The organism is Streptomyces flaveolus (assembly GCF_044765825.1).
GTDB classification, from domain to species: Bacteria; Actinomycetota; Actinomycetes; order Streptomycetales; family Streptomycetaceae; genus Streptomyces; species Streptomyces flaveolus.
On the sequence record NZ_JBIWKU010000003.1, the window covers coordinates 419,352 to 442,207 of the forward strand.

18 protein-coding genes are annotated in these 22,856 nt (G+C 73.3%); 4 read left to right on the top strand and 14 right to left on the bottom strand.

The window, feature by feature from the left end; translation table 11 throughout:
• Positions 1 to 9: 9 nt before the first annotated feature.
• The 6 genes from ACIRG6_RS11440 to ACIRG6_RS11465 form a co-directional block, all read right to left on the bottom strand.
• Positions 10 to 1,347: a CpaF family protein gene (locus tag ACIRG6_RS11440; RefSeq protein WP_318214239.1), complete on the bottom strand. Its 1,338-nt coding sequence runs from the start codon at positions 1,345 to 1,347 to the stop codon at positions 10 to 12.
• Positions 1,348 to 1,380: 33 nt separating this feature from the next.
• Positions 1,381 to 1,758 (bottom strand): TadE/TadG family type IV pilus assembly protein, encoded by a 378-nt coding sequence (locus ACIRG6_RS11445; protein ID WP_364818852.1) that lies wholly within the window; start codon positions 1,756 to 1,758, stop codon positions 1,381 to 1,383.
• A 1-nt stretch (position 1,759) separates the two neighbouring features.
• Positions 1,760 to 2,179, bottom strand: a complete 420-nt coding sequence (locus tag ACIRG6_RS11450; protein ID WP_239762408.1) for a pilus assembly protein — start codon at positions 2,177 to 2,179, stop codon at positions 1,760 to 1,762.
• Positions 2,176 to 3,429: an AAA family ATPase gene (locus tag ACIRG6_RS11455; protein ID WP_364676069.1), complete on the bottom strand. Its 1,254-nt coding sequence runs from the start codon at positions 3,427 to 3,429 to the stop codon at positions 2,176 to 2,178. The genes ACIRG6_RS11450 and ACIRG6_RS11455 overlap by 4 nt, the downstream gene beginning before the upstream one ends.
• A 9-nt stretch (positions 3,430 to 3,438) precedes the next feature.
• The gene (cpaB, locus tag ACIRG6_RS11460; RefSeq protein WP_364676071.1) at positions 3,439 to 4,146 is read right to left on the bottom strand and encodes a Flp pilus assembly protein CpaB; all 708 of its coding nucleotides are present in this window, start codon (positions 4,144 to 4,146) and stop codon (positions 3,439 to 3,441) included.
• Between the two features lie 70 nt (positions 4,147 to 4,216).
• Complete coding sequence (locus tag ACIRG6_RS11465) at positions 4,217 to 5,143, bottom strand: hypothetical protein (RefSeq protein ID WP_318214234.1); 927 nt, start codon at positions 5,141 to 5,143, stop codon at positions 4,217 to 4,219.
• A gap of 598 nt (positions 5,144 to 5,741) precedes the next feature.
• On the opposite strand from ACIRG6_RS11465, the gene ACIRG6_RS11470 reads away from it, so the two are divergent.
• The 3 genes from ACIRG6_RS11470 to ACIRG6_RS11480 all read left to right on the top strand — a co-directional run bounded on the left by ACIRG6_RS11470 (position 5,742) and on the right by ACIRG6_RS11480 (position 9,422).
• The gene (locus ACIRG6_RS11470) at positions 5,742 to 7,418 is read left to right on the top strand and encodes a chitinase (RefSeq protein ID WP_403322202.1); all 1,677 of its coding nucleotides are present in this window, start codon (positions 5,742 to 5,744) and stop codon (positions 7,416 to 7,418) included.
• A 164-nt stretch (positions 7,419 to 7,582) separates the two neighbouring features.
• On the top strand, positions 7,583 to 8,092 hold the full coding sequence (locus tag ACIRG6_RS11475) for a SigE family RNA polymerase sigma factor (RefSeq protein WP_364676076.1): 510 nt from the start codon (positions 7,583 to 7,585) through the stop codon (positions 8,090 to 8,092).
• Between the two features lie 55 nt (positions 8,093 to 8,147).
• The gene (locus ACIRG6_RS11480; protein WP_403322204.1) at positions 8,148 to 9,422 is read left to right on the top strand and encodes a hypothetical protein; all 1,275 of its coding nucleotides are present in this window, start codon (positions 8,148 to 8,150) and stop codon (positions 9,420 to 9,422) included.
• Positions 9,423 to 9,447: 25 nt separating this feature from the next.
• Here the strand turns inward: ACIRG6_RS11480 and ACIRG6_RS11485 are convergent, their stop codons facing one another.
• From ACIRG6_RS11485 to ACIRG6_RS11515, 7 genes are all read right to left on the bottom strand, one after another.
• The gene (locus ACIRG6_RS11485) at positions 9,448 to 10,776 is read right to left on the bottom strand and encodes an Nramp family divalent metal transporter (RefSeq protein WP_403322207.1); all 1,329 of its coding nucleotides are present in this window, start codon (positions 10,774 to 10,776) and stop codon (positions 9,448 to 9,450) included.
• A gap of 67 nt (positions 10,777 to 10,843) precedes the next feature.
• On the bottom strand, positions 10,844 to 11,392 hold the full coding sequence (locus ACIRG6_RS11490) for a hypothetical protein (RefSeq protein ID WP_318214229.1): 549 nt from the start codon (positions 11,390 to 11,392) through the stop codon (positions 10,844 to 10,846).
• 99 nt (positions 11,393 to 11,491) lie between these two features.
• Positions 11,492 to 13,057: an AAA family ATPase gene (locus ACIRG6_RS11495; protein ID WP_350714316.1), complete on the bottom strand. Its 1,566-nt coding sequence runs from the start codon at positions 13,055 to 13,057 to the stop codon at positions 11,492 to 11,494.
• Positions 13,058 to 13,139: 82 nt separating this feature from the next.
• The gene (locus ACIRG6_RS11500) at positions 13,140 to 13,709 is read right to left on the bottom strand and encodes a hypothetical protein (protein ID WP_364818844.1); all 570 of its coding nucleotides are present in this window, start codon (positions 13,707 to 13,709) and stop codon (positions 13,140 to 13,142) included.
• Entirely contained in the window at positions 13,706 to 13,957 is a 252-nt protein-coding gene (locus tag ACIRG6_RS11505; protein ID WP_189228914.1) for a hypothetical protein, read from the bottom strand. The genes ACIRG6_RS11500 and ACIRG6_RS11505 overlap by 4 nt, the downstream gene beginning before the upstream one ends.
• Positions 13,954 to 15,726: a hypothetical protein gene (locus tag ACIRG6_RS11510; protein WP_364676088.1), complete on the bottom strand. Its 1,773-nt coding sequence runs from the start codon at positions 15,724 to 15,726 to the stop codon at positions 13,954 to 13,956. Before ACIRG6_RS11510 ends, ACIRG6_RS11505 begins: the two co-directional genes overlap by 4 nt.
• A gap of 63 nt (positions 15,727 to 15,789) precedes the next feature.
• Positions 15,790 to 16,317, bottom strand: coding sequence for a hypothetical protein (locus ACIRG6_RS11515; protein ID WP_364676090.1), 528 nt, complete (start codon positions 16,315 to 16,317; stop codon positions 15,790 to 15,792).
• A 203-nt stretch (positions 16,318 to 16,520) separates the two neighbouring features.
• Here ACIRG6_RS11515 and ACIRG6_RS11520 point away from each other — a divergent pair, with 203 nt between their 5' ends.
• The gene (locus tag ACIRG6_RS11520) at positions 16,521 to 18,653 is read left to right on the top strand and encodes a caspase family protein (RefSeq protein ID WP_364818840.1); all 2,133 of its coding nucleotides are present in this window, start codon (positions 16,521 to 16,523) and stop codon (positions 18,651 to 18,653) included.
• Here ACIRG6_RS11520 and ACIRG6_RS11525 read toward each other — a convergent pair.
• Positions 18,634 to 22,848, bottom strand: coding sequence for a CHAT domain-containing protein (locus ACIRG6_RS11525; protein WP_403322210.1), 4,215 nt, complete (start codon positions 22,846 to 22,848; stop codon positions 18,634 to 18,636). The two genes, ACIRG6_RS11520 and ACIRG6_RS11525, sit on opposite strands and share 20 nt — an antisense overlap.
• Positions 22,849 to 22,856 lie beyond the last annotated feature (8 nt).

The window sequence follows — 22,856 nt, forward strand, 5'->3', positions numbered from 1 at the left end:
CGGGCGGTCCTACCTGGCTTCTCGGGTGGCGAGCTGTTCTGCGGAGTGGGCCACGCCGAAGGCCTGCGGGATGGGCTGGCTCGCCATGTACAGGCGCTCGGCGGTGCGGCGCGGGAGGGGGTAGTACTCGAAGGCGCCGTAGATGCGGCCGTCGGCGGTCATCGGCCGGGCGTTGAAACGGGCGACCGTGGCCAGGCGGTAGGGCTCGCCGCCGTGGCTGGCCAGCAGGGCGATCTCGGTGATGCGGCGGGCGCCGTCGGCGAACCGGGTGAGCTGCACGATGACGTCGACGGAGCTGTTGATCTGGTCGTGCAGCGCCACGAAGGGGATCTCGACGTCCGACATGGAGGCCAGGGTCTGGAGCCGCATCAGGGCGTCCTCGGCGCTGTTGGCGTGGACGGTGGCGAGCGAGCCGTCGTGGCCGGTGGACATGGCCTGGAGCATGTCCAGGGACTCGCCGCCGCGGACCTCGCCGACGACGATGCGGTCGGGGCGCATGCGCAGCGAGTTGCGGACCAGGTCGCGAATGGTGACGCGGCCCTTGCCCTCGACGTTGGGCGGGCGCGACTCCAGGCGGATCACATGGGCCTGCTGGAGCTGGAGTTCGGCGGAGTCCTCGATGGTGATGATGCGTTCGGTCTCGGGGATCAGGCCGGACAGGGCGTTGAGGAGGGTCGTCTTGCCGGTGCCCGTGGCGCCCGAGACGATGATGTTGAAGCGGGCCTGCACCAGTCCGGCCAGCAGGTACAGCATGTGCTCGTCGAGCGAGCCGAGGCCGATCAGCTCCTGGAGGGTGAAGGAGCGCGGGAAGCGGCGGATGGTGAGCGTGGCGCCGGTCAGGGACAGCGGCGGGATGATGACGTTGACGCGCTCGCCGGAGGGGAGGCGGGCGTCGACCATCGGATTCGACTCGTCCACGCGGCGGTTGACGGTGGAGACGATCCGCTCGATGGTCTGCATGAGCTGGTCGTTGGAGGCGAAGCGGAGCGGGAGCTGCTCCACGCGGCCGCCGCGCTCGACGAAGATCGAGTCCGGTCCGTTGACCATGATCTCCGTGATCGAGGCGTCCTCCAGCAGGGGTTCGAGGATGCCGAGCCCGAGGGCCTCGTCCACGACCCGGCGGATCAGCTGGGAGCGCTCGACCGTGGACAGGACCGGGCCCTCGCGGCTGATGATGTGCCCGAGGACGCGCTCCAGCCGGGCCCGGCGCTCGGCCATGGCGAGCGAGCTCATCTCGGCGAGGTCGATCTCCTCCAGGAGCTTGGCCCGGTAGGAGGCGACGAGGTGTCCGTCCTCGCCCCGGCTGCCGTGCTCCTCGGGCGAGTGGATGCGTGCGCGCAGGCTCATGCGTCCGGTGCTCCTTGCTCCTCGTTCACGCGGTCACTCGTCCGCTCGGTGGTCGAGCGGCATGGTCGCCGTCCTGGTCGCGTCCCCGAAGTCCCAGCCCGGGACGATGGAGGGGATGTCGACGGAGGCGGTGACCGTCACCTCGTCCCCGCCGTACTCGGGCGGGCAGTCCGTGCCGTCGGCCAGCCAGTCGCTGACCGCCGTGGCGCAGGCCTCCTGGGCGCTCTCCTGGAGCGAGGCCCCCCGGGCCCCGGCGCGGGCGGCGGTGCCGGCCTGCTGGGCGGTGTACGCGATGAGGCCCAGCTGTACGGCGGCCATGGCGACGATGATCAGGATCGGGAGGAAGCCGAGGTACTCGATGGCGACCTGGCCGCGGTCGCCGGCCCGTCCGCGCCGGGGGGAGTACGGCATCTCAGTCGTCCTCCTCTTCCTCGACGGCGCCCGCGTGCCCGTGCACGGTGTAGGGGAAGCCGACGACACCCGGGAAGAGGATGGGGACCTCGAGCCGCACGTCGGCCGTGACGTACCCGTTCGCGGTGCCGCAGTCCACACCGGCGCCTCCCTCCCAGGCCCCCGGCAGCTTGTCCCGGCCGGCGTCCTGGCAGGCCCCCTGCCGCGCCCCCGGACCGGCCGCCGTCGCCGCCCGTACCGCCTCGTCGGCAGCATTACCCGCGAGGGTGAACGTGTATCCCACGAGGACGAGCTGCCACAGCACCACCAGCGTGACGATGATCGTCGGTGTCATGCCGAGGAACTCGACGGTGACCTGGCCGCGGTCGCCGTAGCGGTCCCCGTCGCCTGCCCGTCGGAGGGGTAGGCCGTAGGTCCTCATCCGCCACCGTCCTTCCGGCGCCGGAGGCTCACCGACCCCCGGTCGCTGCGGAACCGGCCGCCCTTCCGGTCGCCTCCGGCCGCCTTGGCGAGCCCCAGCTCGCCCGCGAGAGCCCACAGGGCCTGTTTCACGGTGCTCCGGCTGTCGAGTTCGTGGATGCGCCCGGAGTCGACGGCCCCCTGGAGTTCCTTGAAGCCCGCGGGGACGGTGGTGGCGGCGACCGCCGTGCCGGTGATCCTGCGGACCAGCGGGGGCTGGATCTCCGTGGCGCGCGTGTGCCGGTTGACGACCACGGTCGTCTCCTCCGCCTTGCGGATCTGCAGCCGGTCCCACATCCGCACCGCCCGCTTGGCGCCCCGGACGGCGATCACGTCCGGGGTGGTGACCAGCAGCGCCTTGTCGGCCATCTCCACGGCCGCCGCGCCGGCCCCGCCGAGCTGGGCGCCGCAGTCGATGACGACGACCTCGTAGCGGGAGCGCAGGGCGCTGACGACCTGGCGTGCGGCGCGGTCGGTGACCTCCTCGCCGCGTTCGCCCTCGCCGGGGGCGAGCAGCAGGGCGAGGCCGGTGTCGTGGCGGAAGACGGCGTCGGCCAGGACCCGGGGCGAGATGTCGTTGATGGCGGCCAGGTCGACCACGGACCGGCGGAACTGGACGTCCAGGTAGGACGCGATGTCGCCGGCCTGGAGGTCCATGTCGACGAGGGCGGTGGCGCGGCCCGACGCCTGTGCGGCGAGCGCCAGCTGGATGGCGGTCAGGGTGGCCCCGACCCCGCCCTTGGCGCCGCTGACCGTGACGACGGTGCCGCCGACGCCGGTGAACACGTCGCCGCCGCTGCCGAGGTGCCGGCGTACGCCCACCGACCACTGGGCCACCGCCTGGACGCGGCTGGCGAGTTCCTCGTAGCTGAGCGGCAGGGCGACCAGGCCGCGGGCGCCGTAGTCCATGGCGGCCTGGAAGAGGCCGGGGCTCGCGTCGGAGGTGACGAGGATGACGCCGACGGCCGGGAAGCGCAGGGCGACCTCGCGGATCAGCTCCAGCGCGGGGACCGGGCCGATCCGCTCGTGCACCACGACGACCTCGGGCAGTTCGTCGACCGACTCGGCGGCCAGCCGGGCGAGGGTGTCGACGAGCTGGGTGGAGTCGGTCACCGGGGCGACCGGTTCGGCGTCCGGGAGCTGGCTGAGCAGGGTCGTGATGGACCGTACGGCGTCCGCGTCGCCGACTGCCGGGAGGATCCTCGTGGGCATGCGGGCCTCTCACTTGTCCTTCGCGAGTTCGTACGTACGGTCCTGGTCCGGGACCGTGGTGTCGCTGCCCGGCGCCACGAGCGCGAGCCGGACCCGCTGGGCGAACGACTCGGCGTAGGTGATGCGCTGGGCGTCGATGGTGGACAGGGCGAAGGTGATGGGGACCGCGTCGGTGGGCCGGCGGTCGTCGCTCTTGGCGCCGGGCTGGAGCGAGGTGAGTTCGCCGACGTCGATGACCTTGGCGTTCGTGACGATGATCTTGGACAGATCGGGGGCGCCCTCGCGCTCTCCCTCGAAGGTGGCGTACACGTTCACGGTGGCGCCCGGCGTGATCTTGCCGGCGACACCGGTCGCCGCGTCGATCATGATGGCGACCTCCTGCTGCCCCGGCTGGAGGGCGGGCTGGTCGACGATCATGTCGCTCTGCAGCAGCGAGCCGGCCTTCAGCGTCGTCACGGCGATCTTGCCGCGGATCCGGGAGAGGTCCGTGACCGCGTTCTCCGACAGCCAGCGCTCGGGCATCTCGATCTTCTCGAACTGGTCCGCGCGAAGGGACGTGTAGGGCGCCACCTGGCTCTTGACCTGGTACGCGGTGACCTCGGGGCCGACCTTGGACTTCACGTCGTTGATGACGGACAGCACGCCGGCAAAGGCGCCGAGGGCGCAGAGGACCGACAGGATCAGCAGGATGATGCCGCGGCGCTGACGGGAGTTCATGGGCCGTGCAACCTCATTGGGGGAATCGGTTGAGCCGGATCGGAGGGTGGGTCGATGGGACGGTTCGGGCCTACCCGGTGAGTGCGCGTCTGCCGCCTTGGAGCTCGCGGCGGGGACCGGGACCGGCGTGGCCGTCGTCGACGGGTGGTGTCGCGGAGCAGAAGACGCAGCGGTCGCCGATGACGTCGATGCCGCACCAGTGGCAGGTGCTCTGCCGTACCGAGGTGACGAGCTGGTAGAGGACCGACAGGTCGGGCAGGTACGCGCAGAACTCGGTGAGCCTGCCGGTCCCCCACCAGCCGGGGGACTCCGCCGGGAGCGGGGTCTCGTGCAGCCCCTGGACGTTCCAGGAGGGGGCCAGGGTGCCGGTGACCCAGTCGGACGCGAGCTGGCCCTTGGCGAGGAGCATCCAGGTCCCGAACTCGGGTCCGGCCAGGGCCGCGCCCGGGCCGATCCGCACCAGCTGCGGCTCGGGGTGCGCGACGACGCCGAACTGGCTGCCCGGCATCCATGACTTGGCGTGCGACTTCAGACCCACGGGAACGTGGTCGAGCCGGGCGACGGAGCCGAGCAGCGCGCCGGCGTGGATGTAGTGGGTGAGCAGCCGTCCGGCCGAGGCGAGGACGCCGGGGCCGAGGTCGCAGGACGCCAGCTGCCGTAACTGGCGTGCCAGTACGGCGAGCCCGAGCGGAGGCAGGGCCGGCCGGAACAGGGCGATCCGGTCGGTCTCCAGCAGGGACCGGACGGTGTGCAGCCGTCGCTCCACACCCGGGGAGACGCCCTGCGGGGACACGACGATCACGTGCCCGTGCTGCTCGACCAGCGCCTGCATCTCACCCAGGGCCTGCTCCAGGGGACGCTGGTCGACGTCCTGGAGCACCACCGCGGGCATGGTCCGTTCGTCCTGCGGCGGCAGCGCCATGTCGGCACTGGTCACGGCAATGGCAGTTGGCACGCGCGGCTCCCCGTCTCCCCATGCCCCTGGGCCGGCCGGCATCACTCCGGCCCACCCGGACGACTTCACTGCGTGACTACGTGAGCACTGTAACCACGCGTCTGTGACCGGAGAACAGCGTTTCTGTACCTCAAGGGGAACTTACGGGGCACAAGAGGCGGCAAAACGGGACAGGTTGAGCAATCGGGGGCTCGCGGGGGGCGGTACGGGCTCACGGGCTCGCTCAGGGTGAACGAGGCTGTCGGGGCCGTGCTGCGGCCACTGGAGACGGGGCGGGCGAGAGTTCGGTCGGCGGCCCGGGGTGATCGCGCGGTGGTGCGAAGCGTCGAGACCACTGCCGAACCGGCCGTCCCGCGCGCCCGGGCGTCTGCGGGGACGGACGTATCCGCCGGTTCGCCGGCTTGCCGACCGCAACGCGCGCACGCTCGCGACCGGGCAAGCGTGAGCCCTCCCTCACCATCTTCCACGCCCAGGTGACGACTTGGTCCGTACCTACCTCTTGACACCTTCAATTGGTCTGGACCACCTTGTACGTCAACGCGGTGGCCACCGTCGGCAGTTCGTGAGTCCCCCCTTCCTCCCCACTCCCCCACCGGAGGCCCCAGTGGAGCCCGTACACAGACGGCGCGGACAACGACGGATGCGGGTCGGGTCCGCGGCCGGTGCCGTGGCCGCCGCTCTGGCGCTCACCGTGAGCGCCGTCGGCCAGGCGTCCGCCGCGGACGTCAACAACGCGAAGAACGCCGGTTTCGAGGCCGGCCTGAGCAACTGGACCTGCTCCGCGAACAGCGGCACGACCGTCGCCTCCCCCGCGCACTCCGGCAGCGCCGCGCTCAAGGCGACTCCCGGCGGGCAGGACAACGCCCGGTGCGCGCAGACGGTCAAGGTGCAGCCCAACTCCACCTACACACTCAGCGCGTGGGTCCAGGGCGGCTACTCCTACCTGGGCGTCACGGGCACCGGGACGACGGACGTGTCGACCTGGACCCCGGACGCGGCCTCCTGGAAGCAGCTGTCGACGAGCTTCAGGACCGGCGCCTCGACGACCTCCGTGTCCGTGTACACGCACGGCTGGTACGGGCAGTCGGCGTACTACGTCGACGACGTGTCCGTGTACGGCCCCGACGGGGGCGGCGGCAGCCAGGAGCCCGACCCGACCGTTCCGGCCGCCCCGGCCGGGCTGAGCGTCTCCGGGACGACCTCCTCCTCCGCGTCGCTGGCCTGGAACGCGGTCTCCGGTGCCACCGGCTACAACGTCTACCGCGACGGTACGAAGGTGACGGCCGTGACCGGCACCTCGGCCACCGTGACCGGCCTCGCGGCCTCGACGTCGTACTCCTTCCAGGTCACGGCGACCAACGCGGCCGGTGAGTCCGCCAGGTCGGCGGCCGTGACCGCCCGCACGGCGGAGTCCGGCGGCGGTGGCGGCAACGTGCCCAAGCACGCCGTCACCGGGTACTGGCAGAACTTCAACAACGGTGCCGCCGTCCAGAAGATCTCGGACGTCTCCCCGCAGTACGACATCATCGCCGTGTCCTTCGCGGACGCGACCACGACGCCGGGCGCCGTCACCTTCAACCTCGACTCGGCCGGGCTGAACGGCTACACCGTCGACCAGTTCAAGGCCGACATCCGCGCCAAGCAGGCGGCCGGGAAGAAGGTCATCATCTCCATCGGCGGCGAGAAGGGCACCGTCTCGGTGAACGACTCCGCCTCCGCGACCAACTTCGCGAACTCCGTTTACTCACTGATGCAGACGTACGGCTTCGACGGCGTCGACATCGATCTGGAGAACGGACTCAACCCGACGTACATGACGCAGGCCCTGCGCGCGCTGTCGGCGAAGGCCGGCCCGGGCATGGTGCTCACCATGGCGCCGCAGACCATCGACATGCAGTCGACGTCCGGCGGGTACTTCAAGACCGCGCTGAACGTGAAGGACATCCTCACCGTCGTCAACATGCAGTACTACAACAGCGGTTCCATGCTGGGCTGCGACGGCAAGGTGTACTCCCAGGGCACCGTCGACTTCCTCACCGCCCTGGCCTGCATCCAGCTGGAGGGCGGCCTCGACCCGTCCCAGGTCGGCCTGGGCCTGCCGGCCTCCACCCGCGCCGCCGGCGGCGGCTACGTGTCGCCGAGCGTCGTGAACAACGCCCTCGACTGCCTGACCAAGGGCACGAACTGCGGCACCTTCAAGCCGTCCAGGACGTACCCGTCCCTGCGGGGCGCCATGACCTGGTCCACGAACTGGGACGCGACGGCGGGCAACGCCTGGTCGAACGCGGTGGGAGCGCACGTGCACGCCCTGCCGTGACCCGTCCGGCTCCCCGCAGGCCCCTGCCCACGGCGACGTGGGCAGGGGCCTGCGCCGTTCAGTAGTTCACACGCCTGCCCGCGAAGCCGTATGAAACATTTCCCGCGCCCCACCGCATCAATGAGGTGTAGGCAGTACCGGGCGAGCGCAGGGGGACGCGTCGTATGTGGCAGGGGCGGGCGGACGACTACGCCGAGTTCGCGGGGGCGCGGGCCGGGCATCTGTACCGGTCCGCGTGTCTGCTCACCGCCGGGGACACGCATCTGGCCGAGGATCTCGTGCAGGACACCCTCGGCCGGCTGTACGTCCGCTGGAGCCGCGTGTCCCGGGCCGAGAACCCCGCCGCGTACGCGCAGACCGTGCTCACCCGGGCGTTCCTCGCCCACCAGCGGCGGCGCAGCAGCGGCGAGCGGGCGACGGACGTCTTCCCCGACCTGCCGGGCGCCGCGGACGGGGACGCGCCGCTGCGGCTGACGCTGCTGGCCGCGCTCGCCCGCCTGCCCGCCAAGGACCGGGCCGTCATCGTCCTGCGGTACTGGGAGGACCGGTCCGTCGAACAGACCGCCGATGTGCTCGACGTCAGCTCGGCGGCCGTGCGGACGCGGTGCTCGCGGGCGCTCGGCCGGCTGCGGGAGCTGCTGGGCGAGGATCTCGCGGAGTACGCCAGACCCTGACGGCCGCCGTCCGCCTCACCTCTCTCCTCTCACCTTGTCGAAAGGGTGGTTCGCCATGTCCGAAAACCAGCACCAGGATCCCTTCGAGGACCGGCTCGGCGCCGCACTGCGCGTCACCGGCGACAGCTTCGACGCCGACCGGGCCGCGCTGGCCGCCGGTGGGCAGATCCGCGGGCGCCGGGCCCGGCTGCGGCGGCGGGCCGGTGTGCTCGGCGGGGCGGCCGGGATCGCCCTGGTCGGCGTCGGCGGTGCACTGCTGCTGCCGGGCGGCGGCTCCGCCGGACCGCAGCAGGCGTCGGTCGCGGCCCCGCCGAGCGCCACCACCGCGAGCCCCGCACCCACCGCCTCCTTCTCCGGCGACGACCTCGTCCAGGCCCTCAAGGAGCTGCTGCCCGAGGGCACGGTCAGCGAGGAGCAGGCCCAGGGCACCGGGCCGGGGCTGCCCCCGTACGCCCACGTCGTGTTCGACGACGGCGAGGGCGCGGCGGCCGTCGGCATCAGCCTCGACCGGGTGGAGCCGGGCAGCCGGGACGTCCGGGAGCGGACGACCTGCCCGGACAGGACGATCGTCGCGTACAACGACTGCACCACCAGCCGGCTCGCCGACGGCTCGGTGCTCATGGTCTACCAGGGCTACGAGTATCCCGACCGGCGCGTGGACACCAAGTGGTGGTCGGCGGAACTGGTCACGGCCCGGGGACAGCACGTGTCGGTGAGCGAGTGGAACGCGCCGGCCGAGAAGGACGCCGCGATCACGCGGCCCCAGCCGCCGCTGTCGCCCGCCGAGTTGCAGAAGGTCGTCACCGCCGACGTGTGGCGCCGGGTCGTGGACGCGATCCCCGAGGACCCGAAGGCGGGTGCCAAGGCGAAGGCGTCGCAGTCCGCGGAACCGAGCCGGAGGCCCGAGGCGTCGGGCACGGCGATCGGCAAGACGCTGGTGTCGCTGCTGCCCGACGGCGTCGACGTCGTCTCGCGGGGCGAGCAGGAGACGGGATACGCCTACCTCGTCCTCGACGACGGCGAGGGCAGCAGCCTCGTCCAGATCAACGTGCAGCCCGACATGCGCGACGTCGCCGACCAGCTCTACGGCTCCGCCGTGACCCGCCCCGACGGCACCCTGGTCGCCACCTCTCAGGGACCCGGCGAGAAGGGCGGCGCCGGGGTCGTGATGTGGACCGCCGACACCATGCGGCCCGGCGGCCTCCGCGTCGTCATCAGCGCCTTCAACAGCGGCGCCCAGCACGAGGACGCCACCCGTGACGCCCCCGCGCTGACCCTGCAACAGCTCCAGGAGATCGCGCTCAGCCCGGAGTGGGACCGGCTGCGCTGATCCCGTCCGCGGCCCGGCAGAACGGTCAGAAGAACTCCGCCCACGGCTGGTCCCAGACCTGCTTCACGCACAGCACGAGGAAGAGCAGGCCGGCGACGACGAGCATGCCGTTGCTCAGCGCGCCGTTGCGCCATTCGCGCGGTGTGCGGGCGGAGTTGAGGAGCCAGAGCAGGGTGAGGGCGAGGAAGGGCATGAAGGCGGCGCCCAGGACGCCGTAGATGATGATCAGACGGAAGGGCTGGCCCTGGAAGAGCAGGACGATGGGCGGGAAGGTGAGCCAGAGCAGGTAGGCGCGGAAGGCCCAGGAACGCTCACGGCGGCCCGAGGCCAGCTCGTCGCCGCGCGCCTCCCGCTCGCCCCGCTGCCGGGCCAGGAAGTCGGCGAACATCAGGCTCACGCCGTGCCAGACGCCGATCAGCGAGGTGAAGGAGGTGGCGAAGAAGCCGATCAGGAAGAGCTTGCCGGTCGCGGTGCCGTACTGGTCCTCCAGGACGTCGCCGAGCTGGATCAGGCCCTTGTCGCCGCTCGCGATGGCGATGTTCGCCGAATGCAGCAGCTCGGCGCCGACGAACAGCATCGCGACGACGAAGATGCCGGTGGTGGCGTAGGCGACGCGGTTGTCGAGGCGCATGACCTTCATCCAGCCGGTGTCGGTCCAGCCCTTGGCGTTGACCCAGTAGCCGTAGGCGGCCAGCGTGATGGTGCCGCCGACTCCGCCGATCAGGCCGAGCGTGTTGAGGACGGAGTCCTTCTCGTCCGGGAGGACCGGGAGGAGGCCGGCGAAGGCGTCGCCCAGGTGGGGTGTGACCCTGACGGCCAGGTAGACCGTCACCACGAACATGACGCCCACCAGGACCGTCATGACCTTCTCGAAGACTGCGTACTTGTTGAACCAGACGAAGACCAGGCCGACCAGGCCGCAGGCCACGCCCCACCACTCGAGGTCCATCACGTCCGGGAACAGGGCCTGCAGCGGCAGAGCGCTGGACGACATCGCCGCCGCGCCGTAGACGAAGCCCCAGATCACGGCGTAGACGGCGAAGAACCACATGGTCCAGCGGCCGAGGCTCGCCCAGCCGTCGAAGAGGGTGCGGCCGGTGGCCAGGTGCCACCGGCCGCACGCCTCCGCGAGGGAGATCTTCACCAGACAGCCGATGATCGCGGCCCACAGCAGCGTGTAGCCGAAGTTGCTGCCCGCGATCAGGGTGGCCACGAGGTCGCCGGCGCCCACACCGGTCGCGGCGACGACGATGCCGGGTCCGATGTGGCGCCAACTGGACTTACGGGAGGCCGAGTCGGCCCCGGCTCCGAGTGGTGCGCCGGTGTCCCTGGTGTTGCCCGTGGTGTCCGCCATGCGAGTCAAGGAAGCGGAAAGCGGCCGGTGGGGCAAGAGGGCGTGCGGGGATCTTCACGCGATGGGCTTACTCGGCGGCGGCCGGCTCGGGCTTCTCGGAGGTCTCGGACTCGCCGTCCTCGAAGTACGCGTCGAGGACCTCGTCCAGTGCCGACTCCCAGTCCTTGAAGCGGCTGCGGGACGTGGCCTCGATCTCGATCGGGTACCAACGGCGGTCCGGCGTGTGCACCGTGATGGTGAACCGCTTGCCGAAGCGTCCCGTCTCCGTCTCCACCGCGCCGATCTCGTCCCAGCGGAACTCGCACTCCTGGTCGTCGAGGGCCAGGCGTACGCCCTTGTGGTCGGCGACGATGCGGGCGCGGCGGTCGGACGCCTCGAAGACCGGGCCGTCGGGGACCTCCTCGGTGCCGGGCTCCGCGTCGTCGTCGGGGCCGGGCTCCTCGGCGGTGGCCGTGCCGGCGGTGGGCTCCGCGGCCGCCGGTGGCTTCTCCTCCACCTCCTCCGGCTTCGCGTCCTCCGGCTCGCCGGACACGGGCGAGGTGAGCCCGGGGATGAAGGCCGGGTCGAAACCGGCGCCTTCCAGGGGCTTGCTGCTCGAACCTATGCGCTGCTCCACGGCGGAAGTATGGACGACTTTCCTGTGCCGGGAACAGCCGGACCGTACGTCACCCGCGTTCCCGCACGTCACAGTTGTGCGTCGGCCCCCGCCGCGCCGTCACTCGTCCATGAACACGATCCGCCGCGTGCGCGCCCCGTCGCCCGGGACCGGCGTCACCGCGCCGCGGCCGGCCGGTACCGCGCGTTCGCGGCCCCAGGCGCGGATCTCCTCGATCTGCTCGGGGTTGCTCACGCTCAGCGGCCGTACGTCGGCGAACGTGTCGAGGACGAAGGAGTCCTTGAGCGCCGCGACACCGCCGCGGACGAGGGCCTCCTCGCCCACGTCGTGCAGCGCGGCCTCGATGTCGGAGCCCGCGAAGCCCTCCGAGAGGTCGACGAGCCGGTTGATCAGCTCGGGCTCCGGCTCGGTCTCCAGGTAGCGGCGGTAGTAGATGCCGAGGATCTCCCGGCGGTCCTCGGCGTCGGGCAGGTCGACGAAGAACAGCTCGTCGAAGCGGCCCTTGCGCAGCAGTTCGGGCGGCAGGCTGCGGATGTCGTTGGCGGTGGCGACGACGAAGGCGCGCGACTGGGACTCCTGGAGCCAGTACAGGAACTGGCCGATGATGCGCTGCGGCACGCCGGACATGTCGTCGCGGCCGGCGAGGCCCTTCTCGATCTCGTCGATCCACAGGATGCAGGGCGCCACCCGGTCGGCCATGGCGAGCGCCTCACGGAAGCGGCCCTCGGACTCGCCGAGGTACTTGCCGTGGATGCTGGCCATGTCGAGCCGGTACAGCGGCAGCCGCCACTCGTGGGCGATGGCCTTGGCGGACAGGGACTTGCCGCAGCCGGGGACACCGACCAGCAGAACGCCGCGGGGCGGGCGCAGCGCGGTCTGCCGCAGGTCGCGGGAGATCATGTCGTTCTTGCGGCGCAGCCAGGTGCGCAGGCCGACGAGGCCGCCGACGGCGTAGTCGCTGTCGCGGAGCTGGACGCGTTCGAGGCCGGTCAGGTCGCTGAAGATGCGGTCCTTGGCCTGGGCGAGGCCGAGGACGTCCTCCTTGAGGATGGCGCCCTTGGCGGCGATGGTCGCCATCAGGTTGATGCACTCGGCCTCGGTGACGCCGCTGAGGAACTCGGCGGCGCGGCGGGCGTCCTCCTCGGTCCACTCGATCGGGATGTGGCCGTGGTGGTCGCCGAGGAAGCCGCTGAGGATGGCGTACATCTCCTCGGAGTCCGGCAGGTCGAGTCTCAGGCTCATGCCGAGGCGCTGGAGGCCGCTCCAGACGGGCGTGTCCGTGATGATCACGATGCTGCCCATGTTGCTGTCGGCGAGCCGGGCCAGCTCGGCGAAGTGCCGGGTGACCGGGGTGTCGGACTCGAGCTCGTCGGGGTCGACGAAGACGACGGTGGCGTTGGCGCGGCTGCCGAACTGGGTGGCGGCGAAGTCCATGGCGCCGGTGAGCGAGCGGTCGTCCTGGACGGAGGCGTTGGTCCGCAGGTCGCGCAGGCCGGTGGCGCGGGTGTAGATCCAGAACGGCATGTTGCTGCGCCGGGACTGGGTGGCCGCCTCCCGCAGCAGCCTCAGGGCGCGCTGCTGCTCGATGGTCCGCATGGCGATGACCGGGACGCGGGCGGAGATGTAGCTGTCGAGGTGGGTGAGGCTCTCGGCGTAGTTCGACATACGGGTACGGCCTTCGGGGCGAGGGTGGGCGGGGTGCGCGTGCCGGTGCGGGGCGGGTCGGTGCGGGCGGCCCCGGGAGGGCTCAGCCGGGGACGATCCGGCGCCGGGGCGGGCTGCCGGGGACGTCGGCCGCCCAGGGGTCGGGCACGGTCGGCGTGGCCGGCGGGGGCGCGGCGAGGACGCCGGTGAGGGCGTTGTCCCGCAGGGTGCGGCGGCGGCGTTCCAGCAGGCGCCGGTCGGCACCCCGGCGCTCCTCCTCGGCCAGCTGGTGCTCCAGCTGCTCCTGCACGTGGGGGATCTGCTGGTCGACGAGTCGGAGCAGTTCGGTGCGCAGGGACTCGGGCAGCCCGGGGTGGGCGGCCAGGGCGCGCACCTCGCGCAGGCCGGCGCGGGCCTGGGTGAGTTCGCGGCCGTAGCTGAACTCGTCGCGCGCCTGGTCAAGGGCCCGCACCAGCGCGTCGGCCCAGGAGCCGAGGCGGGTGTTGAAGGCGCTGGTGAGGTGGGCGCCGAGCCGTACCCAGGTGGCGGCGTCGTACTGCTCGTCGGTGAGGGCGGGCAGGGCGGCCGGGTCGACGGGCTGGCGGGCCGCCCAGCGGCGCAGGAACTCGGCCCAGGCCTGGTAGGCGCCGCCGTCGCCCCACAGTCCGCTCACGGGGCGGTGCTCCCGGGGCGGCGCACGAGGGTCTCGCCGGGCGGCAGCGGCTCCCAGTCGGGCAGGCCCTCCACGAGCTTGCGCAGCCTGCTGGTGACGCGCTCCTGCTGCGGCCGGCGGACGGCGCCCCACGGGGACGACTGGGTCCGTCCGGCGTCGGCGGAGCCCGCCCACGGGGACGCGCCCGGGGGCGTGCGGGGGTGGGGCGGGGTGGGGGAGCCGGCCGGCGGGGTGCTGGGGGTGGTCATCGGTTGTCGTCCTCCTGGCGTACGGTGCGGCCCTCGAACGGCGAGGCCGGTCCGCCCTCGGTCCGCAGGGACGCGATCAGTTCGCGGACCTTCGCCTCCACCTGGTCGGCGGCGCGGAACTTCTCGTACCAGTCGGTGAGTTCGGCGGAGGCGCCGCGCAGGGCGTGCAGGGACTCGGTCTTGGCCTGTTCCAGGGCCTGGCGGGCGGTGTCCTGGTTGCGCCGGGCGGCCTGGGCGCCGTTGTTCAGGACGAGGCCCCACACGACGCCGACGACCGCGGCGGCGCCGAGCGCGAAGCCGACGCCGGCCTGGGTGACGATCAGCAGGATGCCGATCACGACCGCGACCAGCGGCGCGGCCTTCTTCAGCCACGGGTAGCCGAGCGCTTCGATGAACGGGGTCATGTGCCGGTCCCAGTGGTCGGCGAGGGACTTCTCCAGGGCGGCCAGGGGCTGGGTGAACGAGCCGGTCCAGGGCGGCAGCCGGAAGGACTGGGCGGCGACGGTGTACGCGGTGTCGAAGTGCGCCTGGACGTCCTGCGGCATGGCCGCGCGGTAGTCGCGGGTGTGACCGGCGTGGGCCTGCTGGAACCACTCGTGGCAGGCGGCGACGGCCAGGCGCTGCGTGGCCGGTGAGGTGCCGATGGCCTCCGGGTTGAGGGCGGCCGTGGTCTGCACGGTCAGGTAGTCGAGGGTCTCCTCGTACGAGGCGGCGTCCGCGTCGGCGACCCGGCGCGCGGAGTCGAGGTCGCCGTCGTGGTCGACGACCGCCTGGTGGAAGGCGAGGTCGCGGCGCAGCGGCAGCTCCTCGTTGTCGTACTCGGAGACCAGCCGGTCGAGGATGTCGTCCACGGCGTCCTCGATGCGTTCGGAGGGTGTGAACTCCCGGTCGAGGACGGCCCGGTACTTGTCCAGCAGAAGCTGCTGGCCGCGGGCGCCGGAGAGCACGCCGTCGAGCTGACCCCACTGCGGTGAGACGGCCGCGAGCCGTGGGAACTCCTGCTGGCTGGAGGGGCCGCGCAGGGCGGCGATCTCTTCGCGCCAGCGGGTGATCTGCTTGGTCTGCGCGTCGGCGCTGTCCGCGAGCTGGGAGCGCCATTCGGCGAGGGTGCGGTCCAGCAGGTCGCGGCCCACGACGCCGAAGGCGCCCTGGGCGATGGCCTCCAGGATGACGGCGAACTCGCGGCCGAGCGAGGCCGGGTCCTGGGCCAGCAGGTAGTGCCGCAGCCAGCGCACGGCGCCCTCGCGGCGTCCCTGGCGGCGCAGGACGAGGGCGAAGAACAGCGCGGTGCGGTCGGGTGAGCGGCGGAAGGCCTCGTCGACGGCGCGCTCGCACAGGTCCCGGTCGTCGGCCGACCAGGAGGCGAGGGCGACGAGGGCGGGCGCCAGCCAGTAGCGGGGCGTCTGGATCATCAGCTGGTCGCTGACCATCCGGACGTTGTCCTCGGAGACGAGCCCCACGTCGAAGGCCTGGAGCATGCCGACGGCGGTGCGGCGGACCGTCTTGTGGTGGCCGAACTCGTGGTCGATCTTGTCCTCGATGACGCCGATGCGGGTCTCGGCGCGCTGCACGTTGGCCGTGGTCTCGGCCTGCCGCACGAAGGCGAGGAACTCGTCGCGCAGTGCCTGGAGTTCGGTGCGGGCCTGCTGCTGGTTGGCCTCGACCGCGGAGACCTGGCCGGACACCGAGCCGACCTGTTCGGTGAGTCTGACGACGAGGTTGCTGACCTCCTGCACCTTGCGGTGCAGTGCGTAGTCGACCTCGGACATGCGCGAACTCCGTTCACGTGCGGGGGCTTCGGGTGCCGGCGTTCTTCTCGGGGCGGGGCTGTGTCAGGGCCGTACGACCGTGCCGTCCTCGAGGACCGGCAGGATCAGTCCGTCGCTGTACACCTCGATGTACGCGTAGCCGCCGGAGCGGGCCGGCATCCGGGCCGAGGAGTACGGGTCGGGCATGGGCTCGGCGGGGGCGAAGTGCCGCACGATGACGCCGAAGAGGTTGAGCATGTGGTCCACGTAGGGCGGACCGAGGTAGCAGCGGGCGACGAAGCCGAGCGGGACGGCGCCGTACGTGGTCGTGTACTCCTCGCGGATCCACTCGGCCAGGGAGCGGCAGGCCTGGTCGTCCAGGCCCGCGTCCAGCCGGTGCAGGGCGTCGCGCAGTGCCAGCGGGCGCGGCCGGTACAGCTCGCGGCGGGTCACGTCCGGGCCCGGGGCGCCGGTGGCCTGGCGCCGGGGTGTACCGAGGTCGCCGATCAGGCGGCGGCCGGCGCCCGGTGACGACAAGGGCCGGGCGGACTGCCCCTGTGGCCCCTGCTGTCCGGGCCGGACGATGCGGCGTGGGTGTTCTGCGTACCCCATGGTGTCCCCCGAGAGTCATGGGTGGCGCGCACCGGAGGACCGGTTGCGTGATGCACGGGAAGTGAAGCCTAGTGACGAACCGTCAAGAGCGCGACTCCCTCCACCGAACGACCTGGGGGTGACCCGAACACGCCCGGAACGGGGCCGGTTCGGTCGCCGCGTACGCGGGGCGTGGTGTCGCGGGCACTGACAGACTCTCCGGCATGGGGAAGATCCATGCGCTCCTGGTGGGAGTGGACGGTTATCCGGCCGAGGTGGCGCCGGCGCTGTCGGGCTGTGGCAACGACATCGCCGAGGCGCGCCGGCTGGTCGCGGACCTCGCGGGCGAACGGGCGGTCGTCACCGTGCTGCTGGACGGTGCGGCGACGGTGGCCGCGGTGGAGGACGCGGTCGTACGGGAGTTGGGGAAGGCGGGCCCCGGGGACACGGCGCTGCTGTGGTTCTCCGGGCACGGCACGCAGATGCCCGCCACGGGGGCGGACCTGCTCGTCGAGGCGACCGGCATGAACCAGGCGGTGCTGTGCGTGGACGGCCCGCTGCTCGACAAGCGGCTCGGTGCGCTGCTGAACACGGTCGCGGCGGGCGGCGCCCAGGTCACGGCGGTGCTGGACTGCTGCCACTCGGGCGGCGCGACGCGGTGGCCGGGGCTGCGCTACGCCCCGCCGAGCCCCGCCTGGAAGGTCCCGGTGGACGGTGCGGCGGCGCGGGAGGCGGTGGTGGAGGCGCCCGGGGGGCATGTGCTGATGGCGGCGAGCCGGCTGAACCAGCCGTCGTACGAGGACTGGTTCGACGGGCGGCAGCACGGTGTCTTCACGCACGCCCTGATCGGCGCGGCGCGTGCCGCGGGTCCTGACGCCACCTGCCGGCAGCTGCTGGCGGCCGCGGCCGGGCGGGTCGCGCGCGCCGGACGCGAGCAGCAGCCGGTACTCCTGCCGGACGCGCCGGGCGGTCCTGCTGACCAGCCGTTCCTCGGTCCGCTCAGCCCCCGCCCGGCACCGGCGGGCGCACAGTCGCTGCGCAACGGCCCGGACGGCCCGGGCGCGCACCTGCTGCGCTACGGCCCCGACGGCTGGGAGGTCGACTGCGGCACGGTCCACGGGCTCCGGGAGGTGACCGACGGGGCGGAGTTCACGGTGGCCGGCACGGAGGCGGGCGTGACCGGGCCGGGCGGGGGCGGGCCCACCGGCGCCGGGCCGAAGGGAACCACGCGGGCCACGACCGAGCCGATCGGTGCCGAGGCCGGGGCGGCCCTGACCGGTCCGGACGGGAGCGGACCCACCGGTGCCCGGCCGAACGGAACCCGGCTGCCCGACGCCGGGCCGGGTGGGGCCGGTCAGGCCGTGGCCGAGTCGGTCGGCACCGGGGCCGGTGCTGCCGGAACCGTCGGGGGCGGACTCGTTCTGCGGGCCCGGGACGTGCGGATGGAGCGGACGCTCGTCGATCCGGTGGGCTGGGTGCCCGATCGGGGCCGGGTCTACCCCGTAGTGGTCTCGGCGCTCGCGCTGGCGCCGGGCAGTGTGCGGCTGGAGGGCCCCTCCGGGGCGGTGCGGGAGCTGGCCGAGGCGGTGGCGCCGTTGCCGTTGCTGCGGGTGGTCGACGGGCCCGGGCAGCCAGCCGTCCTGGACCTCCGGGTGCGGGTGACCGAGGGAGCGGCGCACGTGGAGCGGCGCGACGGGACGCCGTTCACCGCGCCGCTGCCGTACAGGAACGGCGGCGACGCCACGCGGGTGGCCCTCTGCCTGCAGCACCTGACCCGCTGGCACGAGATCCGGGACCTCACCCCCCGGCCCTCACCGCTGGACGGCCTGGTCCGCGTGGAGATCGCGCCGTGGAACGCGGCGCCGGGCGAGGTGCTGCTGCCGGACGGCGGCGGGGAGATCGTCTGCCCGTACACGCCCGGTCCCTACGGGCCGGAGGCGCCCTTGGTGTCGATCCGGCTGCACAACCGCTCACCCGACCGCACCCTGTGGTGCCTGCTGCTCGATCTGACGGACAGCTACGCCTGCCACTCCCTGCTGTACCCGGGGCACTTCATCGGCCCCGGCCGCACGGGCCACGTCCTGGACGGCAGGCCCGTTCAGCTGGCCCTGCCGCGCAGCCGGCCGGCGTCGCCCGGCGCTCAGGTCCGCGACTGGCTCAAGCTGATCGTCGCCGAACGCGAGCTGAACACGGTGCCCTTCCAGCTGCCCGCGTGGGATCCGCGCACCGTCCCGACCCCCCGCGACCTGGGCCCGGCACTCGGGCCCGCCCCCGGACAGTGGACGACGCTCACCGTGCCGCTGCGCACGCTCGTACCGGCCGGACAGGCCGGGCCGGTCACCGGCCCAGGTGGGTGAAGCCGGCCCAGGCGGTCAGGTCGTGCGGGTCGATGCGGCGGGAGCGGGCCGCCAGGGCCGGGGGGAGGTCGTCGGGGAGCTCCCGGTCGGGGTTCAGCATCCACAGCTGGGCGCGGCGCAGCGCCTTGGCCGGGGGCTCGCCGTGGGTGCGCAGGAAGTGGTGGGTGAGGAACATCAGCACCGAGGTCGCCTCGTCCGGGACCGGCCACAGCGAGCCGACGACCGAGTCCGCGCCGGCCACGAGGAACGCGGTGGAGAGACTGAACGCCTCGTTGTGGCCCCGCCCCGACACATGGCTGCTGCAGGCGGCCAGCAGCACCAGCGACAGCCGGCGGTTCTGACCGCCGGCCGCGTCGGTCAGCTCCTCCGCCGCCAGCCTGCCGCCGTTCAGGGCGAGATAGGCGCTGCGGCGGGCGTTGGCGGCGACGGCGGCGTGGCAGGCGAGGTGCAGCACGCCGCCGCCCTCGTCCGCCGCCGGGCCGCGCAGCCAGTCCAGTACCTCCCGCGGGGTGCCCGCGCCGTCCGGTGTGTCCGCGGCGACGGTGGTGCGGCGGCCGAGGAAGCGGCCGTGCGGATAGAAGACGCGCTGTACGGCGTCGGCCTCCTCGCCCGCGTAGCGCAGGTCGCCGGTGGGGTTGCCGACGACGAGCGCGGGGCCGGTGTGCGGTGCGGCGGGCCGGGCCGCCACCTGGCACAGCAGACGGGCCGAGGCCGCGTAGGAGATCTCGGCGGCCTGGAGGGCGTAGCGGCGGCCCCGGGGCCCGCCGGGCTCCCAGGCGGCGTGCCACGGTACGAGCCCGAGCGTGCCCATCGGCACCAGCACCAGGCGCGGCGGCCGTCCGCCCGGCATCTGGAACGCCTCCAGCAGCGGCCGCATCGCCGCGTACCAGGCCCAGCCGCACAGCCGGTCGAGCTGCTCCCGCAGCCGGGTCTGCGCGTCCTGGGGCCGGCCGCCGTCGCCGGGGGTGTAGCCCGGCACGGGACCGAGGTCGCGGCCGGGAGCGGTCCCGTCGGTGCGGTTGAACGCCTGGGACGCCGGGGTGTACGCCCTCAGCGGTGCCGCCTCCTGGCTGAGCGTGGGCAGCGGTACGGCGTGCACCTGGGCGGAGGAGGTGACGACCAGGGCGGTGCCGGGGACGTCGTCGCCGGCCGGGACCAGGTAGACCAGGGCGTCCTTGTCCACGGCGCGCAGGGCCCGGCCGATCTCCTTCGGCGTGGGCGGGTCCAGGAGCTGCGCCGCGCCCGGGGCGTCGCCCGCGGTGAGCGCGGCGAACACCCGCCGGCGCAGCGAACTGGGCACGCTCGGCGGGGTCTGCGCGGCCGTGAGCGGGTCGGCCGGATTCTCGGCGGCGGCGCCGGAGGCATGCCACTCGTCGGCGAGGTCGGTGCGGCCGGCCGCGGCCAGCAGGCCGGGCACGGTCGTCGAGGCGACGGCCGCGTGCAGCACGAGCCCGCGGCAGGCGTCGAGCGCCTGGAGGGCCTCCTCGGGCCTGCCGTCGTTCAGGCACCAGCCGGCGATCTCCAGCGCCGCCCCGGTGGCCTGTGTCACGGCCAGGGCGGCGTGGTCGGTACCGGTCTGGAGCAGCGCCGCCCAGGTGTGTCCGCGCAGCGAGGACAGGCCGACGCGCCGGGCGGTGGGGCGGTCGCGCCGGTGGAGGTCGTCGCGGGTGCGGTAGGCACGGGCCAGGGCGAGGCCGATCTCCGCGTACAGGCGGTGCTCGGGTCCGCCGGCCCCCTCGAAGACGGCTTCCAGGTACGTGATGCCCTTGGCCAGCCGCTCCCGGCTGTGCAGCCGGTCGACCTGGAGCGTGGACAGGGCGCAGTGGGCGACGCCGAGGGAGTAGGCGTAGCGCAGCCGGTCGTCGCTGCCCTCGGCGGACAGGTCGTGGGCCTCCTGGAGCAGGCCGATGGCGTCCACCAGGCCCGGCCCGTCGTTCGCCTCCCCGGCCCGGAGGAACCGGCGCATGCCGTTGTCGCCGAGCACCCAGGCACGGTGGTCGCGCGGCAGGCGCTTGGCCTCGAGCCGGAGCCGGGCCGCGCTGGGACGGCCGGCGAGCGGGGGCAGCGGCGCGGCCCCCAGGTTGCGGGCGACGGCGTCGCGGGCGTCCCGCACGTTCTCCAGGGCGGTGAGGACCTCGATCCGCGAGGGGTCCTCGTCCGGCATCGCGGCGTGCCCCTCGGTCAGGGCAGCGATGTGCCGGTCGGCCGCGGCCAGGTCCCCGCGCCGGACGGCGGTCTGCGCGTCGAAGCCCGCCTGCTGGAGGTCCAGCGTGCGGCGCACGTGCGCGGGCAGCTCGGGGTCGTCCCGCAGCCGCCGCCAGACGGCCGCGCCCTCCTCCATGTCGTCCGCCGCGCCGCCGGTCTGGCCGCGCTGGGTCCGCGCCATGAACCGGGCCAGGGCGAGCCCGTAGTCGTCCTGCCCGCCGGCCTCCTCGGCCCGGTCGAAGTGGGCGAGGACCTCGTCGAGCCCGGCACCGGAGCCGGTGCTGGTCTCCTCGTGGAGGCGCGCGAAGCCGATGACGGCGTGCGCCCGGCCGGCCCAGCCGGGGTCGGTCTCGGCGCGCTGCAGCACGGACTCGGTCAGCTCCCGCCGGATGTCGGGGGCGAGCAGGTCGCCCTCCGGGTCGATCATGGGCAGGTTGCTCAGGATCATCGCGGCGGCGTGGGCGCGGGCCTCGCCGCCCGGCTCGGCGGCGTGGAACTGCTCCAGCAGCCAGGCGAGGTGTTCGGTGCGGGCGCGCCGTGACGTCATGTCCCGGCCGATGCCGCGCAGGAACTCGTCCTCGCCGAAGTCGACGAAGGACCGGCCCTCCTTGAAGTCCGCGAGGAGGCCGCCGGTGGCCTCCTTGAGGGCGTCGAGGTCGAGACCCTGCGGCTGCCCGTCGACCTCCGGCAGCATCCCGCGGCCGGCGAGTATGTACCGGGCCCAGCCGTCCAGCGCGCGTGCCATCCGGCCGATCTCCGAGTCCACGGACGTCCGCTCCAGCAGCCGCCCGGTCGCCTCCAGTACGTCGTCGAGGCGTCGCGGGTCGGGATCGCGGGTGTAGCTGGCCTGTTGGAACGCGGCGAGGAAGAACGCGGTCGGGGTGAGGTCCCCGTCGTGGGCCGGCTCCCACCGGGTGAGGGCCAGCCGCACGAGCGCGATGCCCCGGTCCCGGCCGGCGTCGTCGTCGCGGTCGGCGGCCCGCTCGTAGAGGAGCCGGCCGAACAGGTCGAGGTAGGGGGGTGGCAGCCGGTCCTCGGCGTCCGGCCGGGCCAGCAGGTCCCGCAGCTCGACCTCGGCGGCGGCGCACTGGCCGTTGTCCCGCCACGAGGTCCAGATCAGCGCGCGTACGAAGACGGCGTCGGCCTCGGACCGGAACGCCCAGCCGGGTTCCTCCCCGCCGGTCCGGCCCGCCCGGCGCAGCTCCGCGCGGGCCGTGCCGAAGGCGTCCCGCGCCGCCTCCAGCAGGGCGCGGTCGGCGGTGGCCCGGCCGCGCAGCAGCAGGGCGAGGCCCAGGCTGTGCCGGACGTGCGGCAGGTCGACGCCCGGCGGGCCGGCGTCGAGGACCGCCGCGTAGTGGCGTGCCGACTCGGCGGCGGCGCCGGGCTCGGAGCGCAGCTCGGCGCGCTGCAGATGCAGGAAGCCGAGGGAGATGTGCAGCTCGGTCTCGTCCTCGTCCCCGGGTGTCGCGTCGTCCAGGGCGTCGGCGTGGCGGAGCACCGCCTCGTCGAGCAGGGCGCCCGGGTCGTCGTCCGCGCCGCGCCGCACGTAGCGCTCCTTGGCGCAGTTGGCGAGGACGCGGCGGCCGAGGACGCGGACCTCGTCGAAGTCCGGGTCGCCGGCGGTGGGGCCGTCGGGGGTGAGGCCGTCGACGCCTGCCCCCAGCAGTTCCCGTGCCCGGTCCAGGAGTTCGGGGTCCTGGGACCCGTCGTACTCGATCGCCAGCAGGTGTCCGTACAGGATCCGCCAGGCGGACCAGCCGGGTTCGGGTCCGGGGTTGCGGAAGGCACGCTCGAAGGCCTCCACGGCCAGGGCGAGGTCCTCGCCCTCCGGGTCGGTTCCGTCCAGGTGGCACAGCCGGTAGCTGAGTTCGCCGACGTACGCGCACATGCCGGGCACGTCGGGGTCGTCGGCGGACAGCCCGGCGAGCGCGTCGAGGGTCCGCTCGCGTTCGGCGGCGAGTTCCTCGGGGGAGACGGGGGTGTCGGGCACGGGGCGGG

Bases quoted from the DNA above. Each gene is read 5' to 3' on its own strand.
- ACIRG6_RS11440 (WP_318214239.1), bottom strand. From the start codon at position 1,347: ATGAGCCTGCGCGCACGCATCCACTCGCCCGAGGAGCACGGCAGCCGG.
- ACIRG6_RS11445 (WP_364818852.1), bottom strand. From the start codon at position 1,758: ATGCCGTACTCCCCCCGGCGCGGACGGGCCGGCGACCGCGGCCAGGTC.
- ACIRG6_RS11450 (WP_239762408.1), bottom strand. From the start codon at position 2,179: ATGAGGACCTACGGCCTACCCCTCCGACGGGCAGGCGACGGGGACCGC.
- ACIRG6_RS11455 (WP_364676069.1), bottom strand. From the start codon at position 3,429: ATGCCCACGAGGATCCTCCCGGCAGTCGGCGACGCGGACGCCGTACGG.
- cpaB (WP_364676071.1), bottom strand. From the start codon at position 4,146: ATGAACTCCCGTCAGCGCCGCGGCATCATCCTGCTGATCCTGTCGGTC.
- ACIRG6_RS11465 (WP_318214234.1), bottom strand. From the start codon at position 5,143: ATGCCGGCCGGCCCAGGGGCATGGGGAGACGGGGAGCCGCGCGTGCCA.
- ACIRG6_RS11470 (WP_403322202.1), top strand. From the start codon at position 5,742: ATGCGGGTCGGGTCCGCGGCCGGTGCCGTGGCCGCCGCTCTGGCGCTC.
- ACIRG6_RS11475 (WP_364676076.1), top strand. From the start codon at position 7,583: ATGTGGCAGGGGCGGGCGGACGACTACGCCGAGTTCGCGGGGGCGCGG.
- ACIRG6_RS11480 (WP_403322204.1), top strand. From the start codon at position 8,148: ATGTCCGAAAACCAGCACCAGGATCCCTTCGAGGACCGGCTCGGCGCC.
- ACIRG6_RS11485 (WP_403322207.1), bottom strand. From the start codon at position 10,776: ATGGCGGACACCACGGGCAACACCAGGGACACCGGCGCACCACTCGGA.
- ACIRG6_RS11495 (WP_350714316.1), bottom strand. From the start codon at position 13,057: ATGTCGAACTACGCCGAGAGCCTCACCCACCTCGACAGCTACATCTCC.
- ACIRG6_RS11505 (WP_189228914.1), bottom strand. From the start codon at position 13,957: ATGACCACCCCCAGCACCCCGCCGGCCGGCTCCCCCACCCCGCCCCAC.
- ACIRG6_RS11510 (WP_364676088.1), bottom strand. From the start codon at position 15,726: ATGTCCGAGGTCGACTACGCACTGCACCGCAAGGTGCAGGAGGTCAGC.
- ACIRG6_RS11515 (WP_364676090.1), bottom strand. From the start codon at position 16,317: ATGGGGTACGCAGAACACCCACGCCGCATCGTCCGGCCCGGACAGCAG.
- ACIRG6_RS11520 (WP_364818840.1), top strand. From the start codon at position 16,521: ATGGGGAAGATCCATGCGCTCCTGGTGGGAGTGGACGGTTATCCGGCC.